We start from the raw sequence: 13861 nt of genomic DNA, 5'->3' as shown, positions 1-13861 counted from the left end.
GGTCACACCGTGTAGCCGAACTTGGCTATCCAGGGCTCAAGCACAGGCAGAACGGGCTCGAGATGTTTGCGATAGTTGGTCCAGCGTCCCGCCGACTGGCTGTAGATCGGTTGAGCGACCTGCGCATAGCTCGCGGTCTTGATGCGCCCGCGACCGCGCGCCGTCTTCTCATGCTCGAGCACGTCCGCGTCCCACTCGAGCCCAAGGTATTGGAGAAGCGCCTTCAGCTCGCTCTCGCGATCCTCCACGACGTTTTCGTAGACGACGCGATGAACAGGCATGCCCAGCAGCTCCTGGGCCTTCTCGAAATAGCGGAAGCTGAGGTCGTATAGTTCGGCCGCAGTGTCGAGCTTGAGGAAGTTCGACATTCCGTCATTGAGTTTGAAGTTCGTCGCGTAGCAACTCAGCAGCACATCGCAGGGGTGCCGAAGCGCGAGAATGATCTTGGCGTTCGGGAAGAGCTTCTTGATGACTGGAAGGCCATTCATCGAAAGAGGGTTTTTGTCGACCAGGAGCTTCCCGGCCTCCAGCGTTACATGACCTGCGGCAATACGGAAGTACTCATCCCGTGCGGCGCGAACCTGCTCCTCGGTTGCGCTTGGAAGCTCGCTCAACTCCGGCAAGAGCTTTGTCGCTCTGGTCAATGTCGGCTCTTCCTCGAGAACTTCGACGTTGGAATGACCCATGAGCATCGTGTCTAGAAGCGTGGTTCCTGACCTCGGAAAGCCCACAAGAAAGACAGGGGTCCCCCGCTCATCTTCGTGGGGAGCCGTCCAGCTGTCGACCCAATGAGGCGTGAGCGTGTTCAACTGAGCGCGGATGGTCGCCCGATATGTGGCGGCGCGTTCCAGAGGTTGTGAGGCATCCTCGCTCTGGATCTTGTTCATGCGCGTGAAGGCATCGAAAGCCTCGTCGTAGCGTCCCGCACCTTCGAGCAGCTGGCCGAGAAGGTGATTCCGACGAGCAGTCTCCAGCTCGTCCGGCACGCCCTCAAGCGCCGCAAGCCCCTCGGCAAAACGCTTGCCTCGCCGATGATCGAACGCGCGGATGAAGTTCAGGACATCGGGCCCGACGCCTCGCTTCTCGGCTTCCCCGGCCAGGGACGACAATTCTTCGGTTCGGTTGGTGAGCTCGAACACCACGGCCAGTCCCAAATTGGCCAGCGCGTTAGACGGATCACGATCTACAACCTGCCGGTACGCTCGTTCGGCAGCTTCCGTGTGAAGCAGGTTGAGGCGCTGGCTCGCTAACGCCAGCTGCAATTCATTGTCTGCTGGATCGCGTTCAGCAGCCGCTTCGATCGCCTCCAAGGCCGCGTCCTCGCGACCTTGCTCCTTGAGCAACGCATGCAATTCACGAAGGGGCTTCGGATCGCTCGAGAGATCTTCGGCCATCCGCCGGAGGCGCTGCTCGGCTTCGTCGAAATGCCCCGCGTTGCCGAGTGCGAGAGCCAGATTGAGTCGCACCGGAGGCGACTCAGGGTTGAGCTTTGCGGCTGTCTGCAGAGCAATGACGCTGCCTTCGAAATCTCCCAGCATGCGGCGCGCATTCCCGAGATTGTTCCAGCTTTCCCAGTCAGAGGGGTTTGCTTCGACAACTCGTTGGTACGCCGTAACCGCGGCAGGAAAGTCCTCGGTCGATTGCGCCAGGAAAGCCCGAACCTTCAACAAGCGGAACGTCGGGTCCTTCGCTGCAACGTCCTCGCCTAAAACCTGTAGCGCGCCTGAATTGTCGCCGTTCGAAGCAAGCGCGGTGGCCAGGTTGCCAGCGATGACGGGGTCAGCGGGCCTCGCCTGACGGGCGGTCTTGAGATGACGGATGCCGGCGTCGAGGTTGCCGGTCTGGCAATGCAGCATGCCTATCATCGCGTTTAGCGCAGCTTTGTCGCCACCACCCGCGAGGGCGCGCTCTCCGATGTCCACTGCCTCGGACACGCGTCCAGCCCCTGCGGCCGTCATGGCTGCGCGGATGGCGGTCGTAGTCTTATCGTCGAGAACGGAACTGGCGGTCATGGGCGCTGTCTAGCGCAATTGGGGCTGAGGAACAGCCTTGGACCGGCTTGATTGGGGCAAAAGAAAGGGCGGCGGACCTTTCGATCCGCCGCCCCAGTCTTTGGTACTCAGTACTTCTTAGCCACGCTCAGGAGCCGGCGGCGGCGGCGGCGGCGGCGGCGGCGGAGCCGGGCAGGTCTCCGTTGCCAGGATCACCGATCCGTCCGGGCAGGTCTGAGTTGCCGGCGGCGGCGGCGGCGGCGGCGGAGCGATCGGAACCGGAGCCGGAGCCGGAGCCGGCTTCGGAGGCAGGAAGTCGATCGTCGCACCGACCCACAGCAGGCGTCCCAAGGCGTCCCAGGTACCCGGGTAGGTATTGCCGTTGCACGGACCAGCCGGGCAGAGGTTCGAACCACCGCGGGCTGCGTTACCACCGGTGACCAGAGGCGGATCGTTGTCGAACAGGTTGTTCACACCGAAGCGCATGTTCACGCGATCCAGCAGAGTGAACGTACCCGACAGATCGAAGTAGTTCTGCGCCTTGACGTGAAGGCCCGGATCGAAGTTGAACTCGCCTCCGACCGTCTCATTGTCCTGCAGCGTCTCGGCCTTAACCTTGCCGACATAACGCCACTGCAGCGACAGTCCGAGACCGAACGGCGACTGCCACGTCGTGCGCAGCTTGTGCCTCCATTGCGGGATCGGAGCCGAAGCGGCGACCGTACCGCCCGAGCAGGTCGGACCGTAGTAGCCGACGCAGTCGTACTTCGCCGACAGGCCGTTATCGACCTCAGCCTTCAGCATGTAGGTGCCGATGAAGCTCCACGACATCTTGCCGTAGTTGAAGAGCGGGTGCGAGTACGCCGCATTCACGTCGATACCGCTGTTCTTCATGGTCGAGGTATTCTGCGGAACGTCTCTCACGAAACCACCCGGCGTCAGCCAGATCGAGCCCGCAGGATCGCGCTGGACGAGACCGCAGGCCGGCGCCGTGAAGGTCGCAGTCGACTGAGCAACGCAGGCGTTGAGAACTGCGTCAGCGCCGTAGCCCTGGATCGCGTCCTCAAGCTTGATGTTCCACCAGTCCACGGTCAGCGCGAACCTCGGGATGAAGCGCGGCTGAAGCACCGTGCCGATCGTCCAGGTCGTGCCCTTTTCGGGGCTTAGGTTCGGGTTGCCGCCGAGCAGGCCGTTATACTGGCCAGCCGGGTTCTCAGCCGGGGACTGACCAACGACGAGGCCCTGAGCAAGACATCCGTAGTCGGTTGCGGTGATCAGCTTCGCGCACGGATCGTTCGAGCCGTCGAGGCCGACAAACTGCGGACCGAAGAGCTCCTGAATATTTGGAGCACGGACGGCGCGGTTGTACGAACCACGGAGACGGACGTCGGAGATCGGCGCGAATTCGAGCGAGATCTTGTACGTGTCCGTGTCGTAGCTGCGGCCGTTGCTGACGTCGTACCACGACTTACGATAGCCGAGGCCGAGAGTCAGATCTTCGATACCCTGATGCTGAACGATGGGGATCTGGGCTTCGCCGAAGAGATCCCAAACGCGGAAGTTGCCGCTGACCGGAAGGGTGGGAGCGCCCTGCCCGGCGAGATCGCCGGTCTGGAACGACTGATCCGGGTTCAGGTCGAGCGACTCACGCCGATATTCGACACCAGCGTTCACCGCGACGCCATCCTCGGCCCACGGAGTCCGCCAACCGATTTCGCCCAGCTGAGCGGTCACGTTCGCGTTGGCGATCTGCTCCGAGGTGATGCCCTGGATGACACCGAAGATGTTCAGATAGTTGACTGCCGCCTGAGACGGAGCCGCACCGAACACATCCCACGGCACGCAGTTGGGATCGGAGCCGTCGAGAACCGAGCGGCAGACGATCTGAGAACCGTCAGTTCCGATCGGAACGACGGCACCGTTCGCATCAACGTTCACGACGTTGAGCGCACGGTTCATACGGGCGATCGAGAACTCGTTCTTGTAGACCTGCGTGTAGTTCGTGCGGCCGTACTGGAAGTAGGCGTCGTACGAGAAGACGTTCGACAGGTCGCCGCGAGTTCCGAGAACGCCGCGCCACGCTTGGTGACGGAGATCGGAGATACGCGGACCACCTTCCGTGTTGCGGCGAAGCAACTGGAAGAAGGCCTGGTTGTAGGTGTTGCCACGAGCGTCGAAGAAATCGACGGGCGCATTGCCCGGGTTCGGGTTGTACGGAGCGCCGGTCGCCAGCGGGAAGTTCCCGAGGAAGCCGTTGATCACGTTGTTCGGATTGCCGCAGATGTTCGCGTACTGGTTACCCGTGTTGGCTGGATCGCCGAAGGGCGAGCCGGCCAGGAACGGGTTGTCGCAGTTGATCGTCAGCGTGTTGCCGAAGTCACCCGACGGGGCGATCTGTGCGAGCGTACGATCGTCCATGAACATGAACTCGAGGTACGGCTTGATCGCCGGGCTGATCTCGTAGTCAGCGAACGCACCAGCGATGTAACGCTCGTCCGGACGCTGGAAGTAGTTCAGCGGAGCGAAGTTGTAGAGGTTACCACCGAACGGGGTGATCGTTCCCGGCGCGAGGGCCGCAACCGTCGACGTGATCGCACCATCCGTGGTCGTGGCGAAGATAACGCCAGTACCAGGATTTGCGGTCGCCGAACCGCCGCAACGGGGAACGCCCCCGCCAGTGTTCTGCAGCACGCAGGCGCTGTAGTCCCGGTTGCCCTGGAGAACCGGCTTCGTGTTGCGATAGCCGAAGTAGGCAACGACGTGGCCGCGGCCATCGTCGAAGCCAGCGCCGATGGTGACAGTGCCGTCGATCGAACGACCATCGGTGGTGCTACCCGTCGGAAGCGGGAAAGCATCCGCACCGGCAACAGCCTGACGGGCGCCGATGATGTCGCTCATGTGCAGACCGCCGCTGACGCTCGGGTCGTCCTGATGGTGCTGCCAGATGCTGTAGTTGCCGTCGAACCGGATACCTTCGAAATTGGTATCCATGATGAAGTTCACGACGCCCGCGACCGCGTCCGCACCGTACACCGACGAGGCGCCGCCCGTCAGGACTTCCGCCCGCTTGATGATCGCCGAAGGAATGACGTTAAGATCGGCCGACAGGTTGCTGCTGTTCGGGTCACCCGGCATGAGGCGACGGCCGTTGACGAGAACCAGCGAGCGCTTGGCGCCGAGGTAGCGAAGGTCGACTTCCGCCGTACCGGTCGCGCCGTTAGACACGCCCGACGCCTGAGCAGCGCCGACGGACGGCAGCTGGTTGAGGACGTCTTCGATGCGGGTCGAACCGGACAGCTTCACGTCCTGGTCGGAAACGACCGTGACTGGAGCGGCGGATTCGAGGTTCGGCTGCGGAATGCGCGAGCCGGTGACGATGATGTCCTGGCCGCCCTGTACGTCTTCGCCTTCCGACGAGACGGACGGAGTCGGCTGAGCTTCGACCGGACCCGTAGGCTGCGACGCCGCCGGATCAACTGTCGTGTCCTGCGCCATCGCAGGAGCGCCGAATGCCGACGCACCGACCAGCAAGGTCGATGCAAGCAGTCTTTGGCGCAGGTTGCTTGTCATAATACTCCCCTTTTGAGGCCCGCGGACCGGGCGCACATGGCGCCCTCATTGTCCGAGAAGCGTAACAGAACAAGATTTCGGGGAGGCGGAGTGTGGTTTTTCCCGATTGGTGTGTCGGCGAAACAACATACTCAATTAGGGTGCGACGTCCCGATTGGGCGATAGGAGACGAATGATCGACAAAGTCTACGCCACGCCGGAGGCGGCGCTCGACGGATTGCTGTTCGACGGCATGACGATCATGTGCGGCGGGTTCGGCCTCGCTGGAAATCCCGAAAGCCTGATCCCGGAGATTCGGAAGTCAGGCGTGAGCGGCCTCACCATCATCTCGAACAATGCGGGAGCGGACGGCTTCGGATTGTGGATGCTTCTGGAGTCCCGCCAGATCGGCAAGATGATCTCGTCGTACGTCGGGGAGAACAAACTGTTCGAGCAGCAATATCTGTCGGGAGAACTGGAGCTTGAGCTCAATCCGCAGGGGACGCTTGCCGAGCGCATCAGGGCCGGGGGCGCCGGCATCCCCGCCTTTTACACGAGGACGGGGGTCGGGACGCTGGTCGCGGAGGGCAAGCCCGTCGACGTCTTCGATGGCGACGAATATGTACGCGAGACCTGGCTGCGGGCCGACCTGGCCATCGTAAAGGCATGGCGAGCGGACCTCGCGGGCAATCTCATGTTCCGGAAGACAGCGCGGAACTTCAATCCGAACATGGCGACGGCCGCGAGGGTCACAGTGGCCGAGATCGAGGAGATCGTCCCGGAAGGCGCCCTCAATGCCGACTGCATCCACACGCCCGGCATCTACGTCGACCGGATCGTCCTCAGCACCATCAACGAGAAAAGGATCGAGAAACGCACCACGCGCCCGCGTGGATCTGATTAGCGGGCGCCTCGTGGCTCCGTAAGGCCAAGCCTCACATTCAGCTTAAGTGGATTCCGTATCCAAGCGCCGCCTATTATGGTCTATGCTTCCGACATGGCAACTCGCGCTCAAGGTTACGATGGGCCTGCGTCACCCGGTGCCACTGGTCGTCCACACTATTTGTCTTTTCGACCCCGGCCAGGTCGTTGCGCAAGTTCAGCTATGATGCGGCCACGCACTTCCAAGCCATAGAGACAGGCCGATCAATCGGCCGGTTCAAGCATTGGGAGCTTTGGGACCGACACCGCTTGGTCGCAGAGTTCGGCCCGGAAAGGTAGACTGGCGGCCCTCCACCCTCACTCCGGCGCCGCCGCGCCCCCCGCGGCAATCCGCGATTCGGCCATGGCTGGCTTGTCCATCACAGTTAGAGAATTATAGCGGCACCGGAGCGGGCGCTAGCGAATGCTCGCTATCCGGAAGGGGAGCGCTTCGCCATCCGCGTCGACGAGCTGGAGCTTCCCGCCCAAGCGTATTGGGCGCGAGTCGAACCGGAGGGTGTGGCTCTTGCCGTGGCACCGAAGCACCCAATCCGCACCGTCGTGCTATACATACCCACGTTCATCCGGTTCGTTTGACCAAGGGCGACGGACCGTCGCTTTTAGCGGATTATCGTCGAAGGCCTTTGCATCGACCCTGTCCTGATCGTCGAGAGGCAGGCGCAAGAGATAAGCGCGACCAACCGAGCCGTCCGGAAACTCCATGGTGCTGCCGAGCTCGAGGCGGATCGACCTCCATTTCATGCGAAGGGTGTGAGGCCAGAAACCGCCATGTCAAATACGCAAACCTACGCAATCTTACAGACCTAGGCAGCGCTCCATTGGCAGCTTTTGGAACACTACGCTGCCCTTCTCGTCGCCGTCAGCCCGATGTGGGCCAAGGATCGCGGCCCGCGATTGAGCCGGATACTGACCGTCGTCAGAGAAAAACTCTGAAATCTCCTTCAGTTAGCCCGCTCGTCGAGCAGCCTGAAGGATCGACCGATGAACCGTCCGAACATCCCATTGCTTGCGGCCACCGCGTCAGTCGCCCTGATCTTTCCCTCAAACGTCGCAGCAGCGGTTGTCCAACCTCAGCCCAAGGTACAGGTCGTCGTGCCACCCGATCCAAATGCGCCCCCGGTGGCGGTCGTGGAGCCGCCTGATCCCAATGCGCCGCGGGTCGCGGTCGTGCCGCCGACCCAGCCCGACGCACCACCGGCTTTTGCAATCCTGCCGCCAAAGCCCGGCCTGCCCGCCGTGGCCGTGGTGCCGCCGCCCACTCCCGGCGCGCCGCCCGCGCTTGCGGTCATTCCGCCGGATCCCAATGCGCCGTCGGTTGCCGTCGTTCCGCCGCCCGGAGGCGAGGTTCGCGTCGTCATTCCGGTGGCGGCGGACTCAGTTGCAGGGCTTCCTGATTGCTCTTCGAAGGTGACCACGCATTGCGTCCTGAATAGAAAAAACCCCAAGCGCTAGCCTTCCGTGAGCGCTGTCTGCGGAGCCTTGTCGGCCTCGACAGTCACCCGGGGCGCGGGTCGTTGCTTGGAGGAAGGAGTTCGCCATGGAAAACCGCCGCACCGAAATCGCGCGGGAGCACGACGATCACGAACTGATCGAAAGCATGGTAGGGGAGGAACCGACGCCACGCTTCGAGGGCACGGCCGGCGGCAACCTGCAGGCCGATATCGCCACAAAGATCGAGCTCGAGCGAGTGCGCGACCCGGAGAGGCACGAAGGCGTGAACAAGGGCGACAAGGTCAAGCACGGCGAGGAGAGCCTGACCAGACACCCACCGGACATGACGCCATAATCGCTCAGAGCTGCTGGAGCGTCACCGTTACCCCGTCTTCCGGATCTGCCGCGCTCAATCGTAGGTCGTCGGTACGTGCCGAGTCCTTGACGCCCTAAAAAACGCGTGCGTCGTCCACTGCGAGGGATACAGGTTCAACTCAGACCGGCCGCTAATGTCCGATGTCCACCTATTCCGGGCTTCGGCGAAGGTCAGTTAGCGGCCCGCTCGATGTCTGCCGACCGCGTCCTCCGAGGGCACGTCGTATATACGCGACGACGCTCTGCGGGTCGTACGGACGAGCAAGCTGCGGTCCCTCGTCGCACAGTTCGGCAGCCTTGTTCGCAGCTGTCTCGATATTACCGACGAGCGCGATCTCAACGGTCGGGCGACGTTCCCGCGCCCATGCGCGGAGCTCGAATGGGTTCAGACGGCCGGGCGCCTCCGCATCACAGAGGGCGGTCTTCACAGCGAGCGCTCCACCAGCGAATTGCTCATGAGGATTCGCGAAGGAATGGACGTGGTGGACACCGACGGGACCCTCCTCGGCACGGTTGCGCGGATCGAAGGCGGACATGTGAAGATACTTCGCAACGACCAGAGGCCGCGCAACGCGCATCAATTTATCAGTCCCGAGCTCATCCATTCGGTTGACGATCGCGTCCGACTCAGCCGGAGCTGGGACGAGCTTCGCCGGCTATGGAGGGACGACGAGTTCAACAAAAACCACAACCTGCGGCCACACATTTGAGCGGGTCCGCGCAGCGTCGATCGTAAGAGTGGAGTTGCGACCGCTCACCGATGGGTCGTTCGCACGACGGCCGTGCATATTTCGCGATGATACCCAAGCCGGCGCCTACAGCGACCTGAATGAGATCGGGAAGACTTTTCGCATTCAGGCGGCTCATCACCTGTGCCCGATGCATCTGTACGGTCCGAGGGCTGATACCGAGCTTTTTGCCGCTCGACTTGTTGGTCCCAGGTCTCGATCGGGTGATCGACACCGTACGGAAAGGCGGCCGCGTCGCATATCCGGCGTCCAACCGGTGCCGGACGAGCGCCCCGGAATAGAGGTCATGTCCTGTGACGGCCAATCGGGCGTGCGCGAGTTCGAGGCACCGAACGAGGCGATCCAGCAGCGAAACGTCCTAGTGCCGATCGCGGCGGAGTTTCCGCTGGATCAAGCTGCGAGAGCGCATCAACGCCTCGCGGCCAGCCATGTGCTGGGAAAAATCGTCCTGCGTGCAGCCGGATTGATCGCGCCACGTCGGTGAGCAATCCCCTTTCGCAAGGCGCCAGACCCCCACCGCGCAACCGAACCGAACGCCCGCGCGTATCAGGAACCCAGGAGGGTCGCATGCGCGACGCGACGGTATCCCCCTTCGTCCGCGTACGCGGCGCGCGGGAGCACAACCTTAAGAATGTCGACGTGGACATTCCGCGCGACGCGCTCGTCGCATTCACCGGCGTGTCGGGATCGGGCAAATCGTCGCTCGCTTTCTCCACCCTCTATGCCGAGGCTCAGCGCCGCTATCTGGAATCGGTCTCGCCTTACGCGCGCCGGTTGTTCCACCAGATGGAGGTGCCTGAGGTCGACGAGATAGAGGGCCTGCCGCCAGCGGTGGCGCTTCAGCAGCAGCGCGGATCGCCAACCACCCGATCGTCGGTCGGGAGTGTTACCACCCTGTCTAACCTGCTGCGCATGCTCTATTCGCGCGCCGGCGACTACCCGCCGGGACAGCCGCATCTCGATGCGGAATCCTTCTCGCCCAACACTCTTGAGGGGGCTTGCCCGCGCTGCCACGGCCTCGGCCGGATCCACGAGGTCACGGAAGCCTCGATGGTGCCCGATCCTTCGAAGACCATCCGGGAGCGCGCCGTCGCCGCCTGGCCGATGGCGTGGGGCGGACAGAACCTGCGCGACATCCTCATCAGCCTGGGAATCGACGTCGACACGCCGTGGCGCGAGCTGCCGAAGAAGGTTCGCGATTGGATCTTGTTCACTGACGAGCAGCCGCAGGTGCCCGTCTATCCCGGCTGGAGCCATGACGAAATCCAGCGGGCGATCCGCCGCAAGATCGAGCCGGCCTACATGGGCACCTTCTCGAGCGCCAAGCGCCATGTCACCCACAGTTTTGCGACCACCCAGAGTGCGATGATGAAGAAGCGCGCGGCCCGCTTCATGATCGGCCGTGACTGCCCGCTCTGTCACGGCAAGAGGCTGCGCCGGGAAGCCCTGTCCGTACCATACGCGCGTCGCCAAATGGTGAATCGCGGGTCGGCCTGTAAATGGCCAGAGCATACGCGGTGATCTCTGAAGCTTGCGCCCGCTGGAGCCGGGCGGCACGATTGCGACGCTCGAAACCGACTCAATCCTAGCGGAACTTGGCCAAACAACGAAGGCATGGAGCGGCATCACGGAAGCCGGATTTTGGGTCTGCTCGGGACTGTTCTGGAACAGGCGATGGTGCCCAGGGGCGGGATCGAACCACCGACACCGTGATTTTCAGTCACGTGCTCTACCAACTGAGCTACCTGGGCTCTCGCGATCGGGCGGACGCCCGTCGAAGCGACGCGCTCCCTAGCCCTCGCCTTCCCCGCTGTCCACCCTTTCGGGATCGGCAGCTGGACCGGCAATGCGATAGCCTTCGTCCAGCCAGCGCAAGAGGTCGCGATCCTTGCAACCGCGCGAGCAGAAGGGCGCGTTGTCCACGGACGAGGGCTTGCCGCAGATCGGACAGGATTTTGATTCAGCCTGCTTCGCCATACCCCCCATGGATGGGGAGCGTGGCCTCGCTTCGCAAGGTGACCTGCCCCCCAATCTGGCGAGCCAACATTGCCAGCCAGTCGCTTTGGCGCTCGAGGACAGCAACGACGGATGGACGCGCGACCAGCCGGGTCGGGCCAGTTCGGTCTTTGGCAATTCGCCTTAGGAGCGCGCGCGCCTCGAAGGCAGCTCGATCCTGCGCGAGTTCGAGCAGTGACGCATGGCGTCGGGGCCGAACGATCTGGAGAAAGCCGAATCCGTTCAGCATAGTTCGCTCGAAGGGCTGCTGCAGGTTTTGATCGATCTCACTCGCGACCTGGGCACGCGCTTGCTTGCCCCCGAGTGTCGGGAAATCGATGCCGATCGATCCGGCGATCCCGAGCCTGAGGATCGCACGGCATGCGGAACGAGCGGCCGACGTCGCGAGCCGGGTCAGATCGTCCGTCCCGTCGACATCGATGAGAGTCATTGCCGGCGTCGGGAAGATCCGAAGCTCGCCGCTCTCGAACTGTACGATGCCCGTCCGCGCCTCGTCGATGAGATCGTCCCAGCCGGCTGCGTCGAGCTCGTTCTTCACCGTGAGCGGTAACTCCTGCCCGTCTGGAAGCGGTTCGGCCGACGGAGCCTGAACCACTCGCGCCAGCGGCCGCTTCCACGGCTCGGCGCCGGGGATTTTCTCCCGCACGACTTGCGCTCTCACCTGCCCACCGTCCGCGACCCCGCGCGCGCCGTCCGGGAGCAGATATTGCTGCCCGTCGACAGTCAGGAAGAGTTGCATGCCCGAGCGCTGCAGCCGGGCGGTCAGTTCGCTGCCAGCGGGCACAATACCGTCGAGCAGGATACGTGCTTCGACGATCTCACCCCGCTCGATCCGGGCGAAGCGCGTTTCGCCGATCCCGCGCTCGATCAGCCATTCAGGCAATCGGGTACCCCGCACCCTTCAACAGCAGGCGCGTCTCCCCGAGCGGCAGCCCTACCACATTGGAATAGCTGCCGGCGAGGTGGCGGACATAGACCTCGCCATATCCCTGGAGGGCATATCCGCCCGCCTTGCCGCGCCACTCGCCATGGCCGGCGTAGTAATCGATCTCCTCGTCCGAGAGACGCTTCATGGCGATCATCGTCTCGCCGAGCCGCTTGCGGATACCGCGGCCCGGTACCGCGAGGGCTACTCCAGTGAGGACCCGGTGCCGCCTTCCGGAGAGGAGCTTCATGCAGGCGCGAAGAGTTGCCTCGTCCTCCACCTTCGGCAGGATTCGGCGCCCGACCGCGACGACCGTGTCCGCCGCGAGAACCAAGGCATCCCCCTCGCTCGCAGCGACCGCAGCGGCCTTCTCCCGGGCCAGGCGCAAGGCATGCTGCCGCGGCAGTTCGCCCGGGGGCACGCTCTCATCGATGTCGGCAGGCACCACCGCATCCGGCACGGCGCCGATGCGCGCGAGCAGATCGAGCCGGCGAGGGCTCGCGGAGGCAAGGACGAGCCGCACCAGCGGCGCTCCTTATTTAAACCGGTAGGTGATCCGACCCTTGGTCAGGTCGTAGGGCGTCAGTTCGACGAGGACTTCGTCACCGGTCAGAACGCGGATGCGATTCTTGCGCATCTTCCCGGCGGTATGTCCCAGGATCTCATGGCCGTTCTCGAGCCGCACGCGGAACATGGCATTGGGCAGCAGTTCGACAACCTGCCCCCGCATCTCGAGAAGTTCTTCCTTGGCCAAGCGATACCTCTTCTTCGCAAAAAGTCGCGGAGCCTTACTTGGGAGTGCCGGAAAATGGAAGCCGGGTGGCTTCAGACCGTGAGAATGGTCGAGCCGGAAGTCTTTCGCCCTTCCAACGCACGGTGCGCTTCGGCGGCGTCCTTAAGCGCGAAGCGCTGCTTGACTTCGATCTTCACCTTTCCGCTCGCCACGACGTCGAAGAGCTCTGCGGCTGCCGCCTCAAGCTCGGCCCGCGACGCTGTGTAATGGTACAGAGTCGGCCTCGTGAGGAAGAGCGAGCCCTTTTGCGCCAGGATGCCGGGCGGGAACGGATCGACCGGTCCCGACGAATTGCCGTAGCTCACCATGATGCCGCGTGGTCGAAGACAGTCGAGCGACCTCAGGAACGTATCCTTGCCCACCGAATCATAAACCACCGGCAGCTTGGCTCCGTTCGTAATGCGGTCCACCTCGGCGACGAAGTCCTCGCGCGTGTAGACGACGGGATGGTGGCAGCCGTGCGCCCGTGCGAGCTCAGCTTTCTCGTCCGTCGACACCGTCCCGATCACCTTCGCGCCGAGTGCGTTCGCCCATTGGCACACGATCAGGCCGACGCCGCCCGCTGCCGCGTGAACGAGGATCGTATCGCCCGCCTTCACTTCGTGAACCGAGCGAATGAGCATGTGCGCAGTCATGCCCTGGAGCATCATCGCCGCGGCCGTGTCGAACGCAATCGCTTCCGGCAGTTTCACCAGCTTGTCGGCGTCGATCAGGCGCTCCTCGGCGTACCCGCCCATAGGCCCGCCGTAGGCGACGCGGTCGCCCGGCTGAACGCTCGTCACGCCTGCACCGACTCCGACGACGACACCGGCACCTTCTACGCCCGGAATGAACGGCAGCTGCTGCGGATACAGGCCGGTGCGGTGGTAGACGTCGATATAGTTGAGGCCGGCCGCTTCCTGCTTGAGCCGGACTTGCCCGGGTCCGGGTTCTCCGACCTCGACCTCTTCCCACTGCAGGACTTCGGGGCCGCCTGTCTGATGCACTCGTATCGCATGAACCATGCCGCCCCGCATGCGCCCGCTCACGCGCAAAGAAAAGCCCCGCCGCGGCAGTGCCGGGCGGGGCCGTTCTTTCGATCAGGCGACGG

At 63.3% G+C, this 13861-nt stretch carries 15 protein-coding genes and 1 tRNA gene; 6 read left to right on the top strand and 10 right to left on the bottom strand.

Going from position 1 to position 13861, the window contains the following annotated elements; translation table 11 throughout:
- Positions 1 to 2: 2 nt before the first annotated feature.
- Both LZ016_RS13280 and LZ016_RS13275 read right to left on the bottom strand, forming a co-directional pair.
- A complete protein-coding gene (locus LZ016_RS13280) occupies positions 3 to 2012 on the bottom strand; it encodes a tetratricopeptide repeat-containing sulfotransferase family protein (protein WP_241447940.1) in 2010 nt (669 codons plus the stop codon).
- Between the two features lie 117 nt (positions 2013 to 2129).
- Positions 2130 to 5561, bottom strand: a complete 3432-nt coding sequence (locus tag LZ016_RS13275) for a TonB-dependent receptor domain-containing protein (protein WP_241447939.1) — start codon at positions 5559 to 5561, stop codon at positions 2130 to 2132.
- Positions 5562 to 5733: 172 nt separating this feature from the next.
- Between LZ016_RS13275 and LZ016_RS13270 the strand changes: the two genes are divergently transcribed.
- The 3 genes from LZ016_RS13270 (at position 5734) to LZ016_RS13260 (ending at position 8268) form a co-directional block, all read left to right on the top strand.
- Positions 5734 to 6444 (top strand): CoA transferase subunit A, encoded by a 711-nt coding sequence (locus LZ016_RS13270; protein ID WP_241447938.1) that lies wholly within the window; start codon positions 5734 to 5736, stop codon positions 6442 to 6444.
- 1019 nt (positions 6445 to 7463) lie between these two features.
- Complete coding sequence (locus LZ016_RS13265; protein ID WP_241447937.1) at positions 7464 to 7934, top strand: hypothetical protein; 471 nt, start codon at positions 7464 to 7466, stop codon at positions 7932 to 7934.
- Between the two features lie 85 nt (positions 7935 to 8019).
- The gene (locus tag LZ016_RS13260; protein ID WP_241447936.1) at positions 8020 to 8268 is read left to right on the top strand and encodes a hypothetical protein; all 249 of its coding nucleotides are present in this window, start codon (positions 8020 to 8022) and stop codon (positions 8266 to 8268) included.
- A 169-nt stretch (positions 8269 to 8437) separates the two neighbouring features.
- Here LZ016_RS13260 and LZ016_RS13255 read toward each other — a convergent pair whose 3' ends face one another.
- On the bottom strand, positions 8438 to 8866 hold the full coding sequence (locus tag LZ016_RS13255) for a hypothetical protein (protein WP_241447935.1): 429 nt from the start codon (positions 8864 to 8866) through the stop codon (positions 8438 to 8440).
- Here LZ016_RS13255 and LZ016_RS15750 point away from each other — a divergent pair.
- Entirely contained in the window at positions 8762 to 8998 is a 237-nt protein-coding gene (locus LZ016_RS15750) for a DUF2171 domain-containing protein (RefSeq protein WP_366512942.1), read from the top strand. The genes LZ016_RS13255 and LZ016_RS15750 overlap by 105 nt on opposite strands.
- Here LZ016_RS15750 and LZ016_RS15745 read toward each other — a convergent pair.
- Positions 8964 to 9251: a LuxR C-terminal-related transcriptional regulator gene (locus LZ016_RS15745; protein ID WP_366512925.1), complete on the bottom strand. Its 288-nt coding sequence runs from the start codon at positions 9249 to 9251 to the stop codon at positions 8964 to 8966. The genes LZ016_RS15750 and LZ016_RS15745 overlap by 35 nt on opposite strands.
- Positions 9252 to 9293: 42 nt before the next feature.
- Here LZ016_RS15745 and LZ016_RS13250 point away from each other — a divergent pair, with 42 nt between their 5' ends.
- On the top strand, positions 9294 to 9521 hold the full coding sequence (locus LZ016_RS13250; protein ID WP_241447934.1) for a zinc-binding dehydrogenase: 228 nt from the start codon (positions 9294 to 9296) through the stop codon (positions 9519 to 9521).
- Positions 9522 to 9604: 83 nt separating this feature from the next.
- Positions 9605 to 10558: an excinuclease ABC subunit UvrA gene (locus tag LZ016_RS13245; RefSeq protein ID WP_241447933.1), complete on the top strand. Its 954-nt coding sequence runs from the start codon at positions 9605 to 9607 to the stop codon at positions 10556 to 10558.
- Positions 10559 to 10712: 154 nt separating this feature from the next.
- Here LZ016_RS13245 and LZ016_RS13240 read toward each other — a convergent pair.
- The 6 genes from LZ016_RS13240 to LZ016_RS13215 all read right to left on the bottom strand — a co-directional run bounded on the left by LZ016_RS13240 (position 10713) and on the right by LZ016_RS13215 (position 13775).
- Positions 10713 to 10788 (bottom strand) — tRNA-Phe (locus tag LZ016_RS13240).
- 40 nt (positions 10789 to 10828) lie between these two features.
- Positions 10829 to 11014, bottom strand: a complete 186-nt coding sequence (locus LZ016_RS13235; RefSeq protein WP_241447932.1) for a DNA gyrase inhibitor YacG — start codon at positions 11012 to 11014, stop codon at positions 10829 to 10831.
- Positions 10998 to 11936: a ribonuclease E/G family protein gene (locus LZ016_RS13230; protein ID WP_241447931.1), complete on the bottom strand. Its 939-nt coding sequence runs from the start codon at positions 11934 to 11936 to the stop codon at positions 10998 to 11000. Before LZ016_RS13230 ends, LZ016_RS13235 begins: the two co-directional genes overlap by 17 nt.
- A complete protein-coding gene (locus LZ016_RS13225) occupies positions 11929 to 12501 on the bottom strand; it encodes a Maf family protein (protein ID WP_241447930.1) in 573 nt (190 codons plus the stop codon). Before LZ016_RS13225 ends, LZ016_RS13230 begins: the two co-directional genes overlap by 8 nt.
- 12 nt (positions 12502 to 12513) lie before the next feature.
- On the bottom strand, positions 12514 to 12732 hold the full coding sequence (infA, locus tag LZ016_RS13220; RefSeq protein WP_114952794.1) for a translation initiation factor IF-1: 219 nt from the start codon (positions 12730 to 12732) through the stop codon (positions 12514 to 12516).
- Positions 12733 to 12803: 71 nt separating this feature from the next.
- On the bottom strand, positions 12804 to 13775 hold the full coding sequence (locus LZ016_RS13215) for a quinone oxidoreductase family protein (protein WP_277622776.1): 972 nt from the start codon (positions 13773 to 13775) through the stop codon (positions 12804 to 12806).
- Between the last annotated feature and the right edge of the window lie 86 nt (positions 13776 to 13861).

This window comes from Sphingomonas telluris, assembly GCF_022568775.1.
Lineage (GTDB): Bacteria > Pseudomonadota > Alphaproteobacteria > Sphingomonadales > Sphingomonadaceae > Sphingomicrobium > Sphingomicrobium telluris.
Note: the sequence above shows the minus strand (reverse complement) of the source record. Positions and strands in the feature narration are given on the sequence as shown.

Bases quoted from the DNA above. Each gene is read 5' to 3' on its own strand.
- LZ016_RS13280 (WP_241447940.1), bottom strand. From the start codon at position 2,012: ATGACCGCCAGTTCCGTTCTCGACGATAAGACTACGACCGCCATCCGC.
- LZ016_RS13275 (WP_241447939.1), bottom strand. From the start codon at position 5,561: ATGACAAGCAACCTGCGCCAAAGACTGCTTGCATCGACCTTGCTGGTC.
- LZ016_RS13270 (WP_241447938.1), top strand. From the start codon at position 5,734: ATGATCGACAAAGTCTACGCCACGCCGGAGGCGGCGCTCGACGGATTG.
- LZ016_RS13265 (WP_241447937.1), top strand. From the start codon at position 7,464: ATGAACCGTCCGAACATCCCATTGCTTGCGGCCACCGCGTCAGTCGCC.
- LZ016_RS13260 (WP_241447936.1), top strand. From the start codon at position 8,020: ATGGAAAACCGCCGCACCGAAATCGCGCGGGAGCACGACGATCACGAA.
- LZ016_RS15750 (WP_366512942.1), top strand. From the start codon at position 8,762: ATGGACGTGGTGGACACCGACGGGACCCTCCTCGGCACGGTTGCGCGG.
- LZ016_RS13255 (WP_241447935.1), bottom strand. From the start codon at position 8,866: ATGCGCGTTGCGCGGCCTCTGGTCGTTGCGAAGTATCTTCACATGTCC.
- LZ016_RS13245 (WP_241447933.1), top strand. From the start codon at position 9,605: ATGCGCGACGCGACGGTATCCCCCTTCGTCCGCGTACGCGGCGCGCGG.
- LZ016_RS13235 (WP_241447932.1), bottom strand. From the start codon at position 11,014: ATGGCGAAGCAGGCTGAATCAAAATCCTGTCCGATCTGCGGCAAGCCC.
- LZ016_RS13215 (WP_277622776.1), bottom strand. From the start codon at position 13,775: ATGGTTCATGCGATACGAGTGCATCAGACAGGCGGCCCCGAAGTCCTG.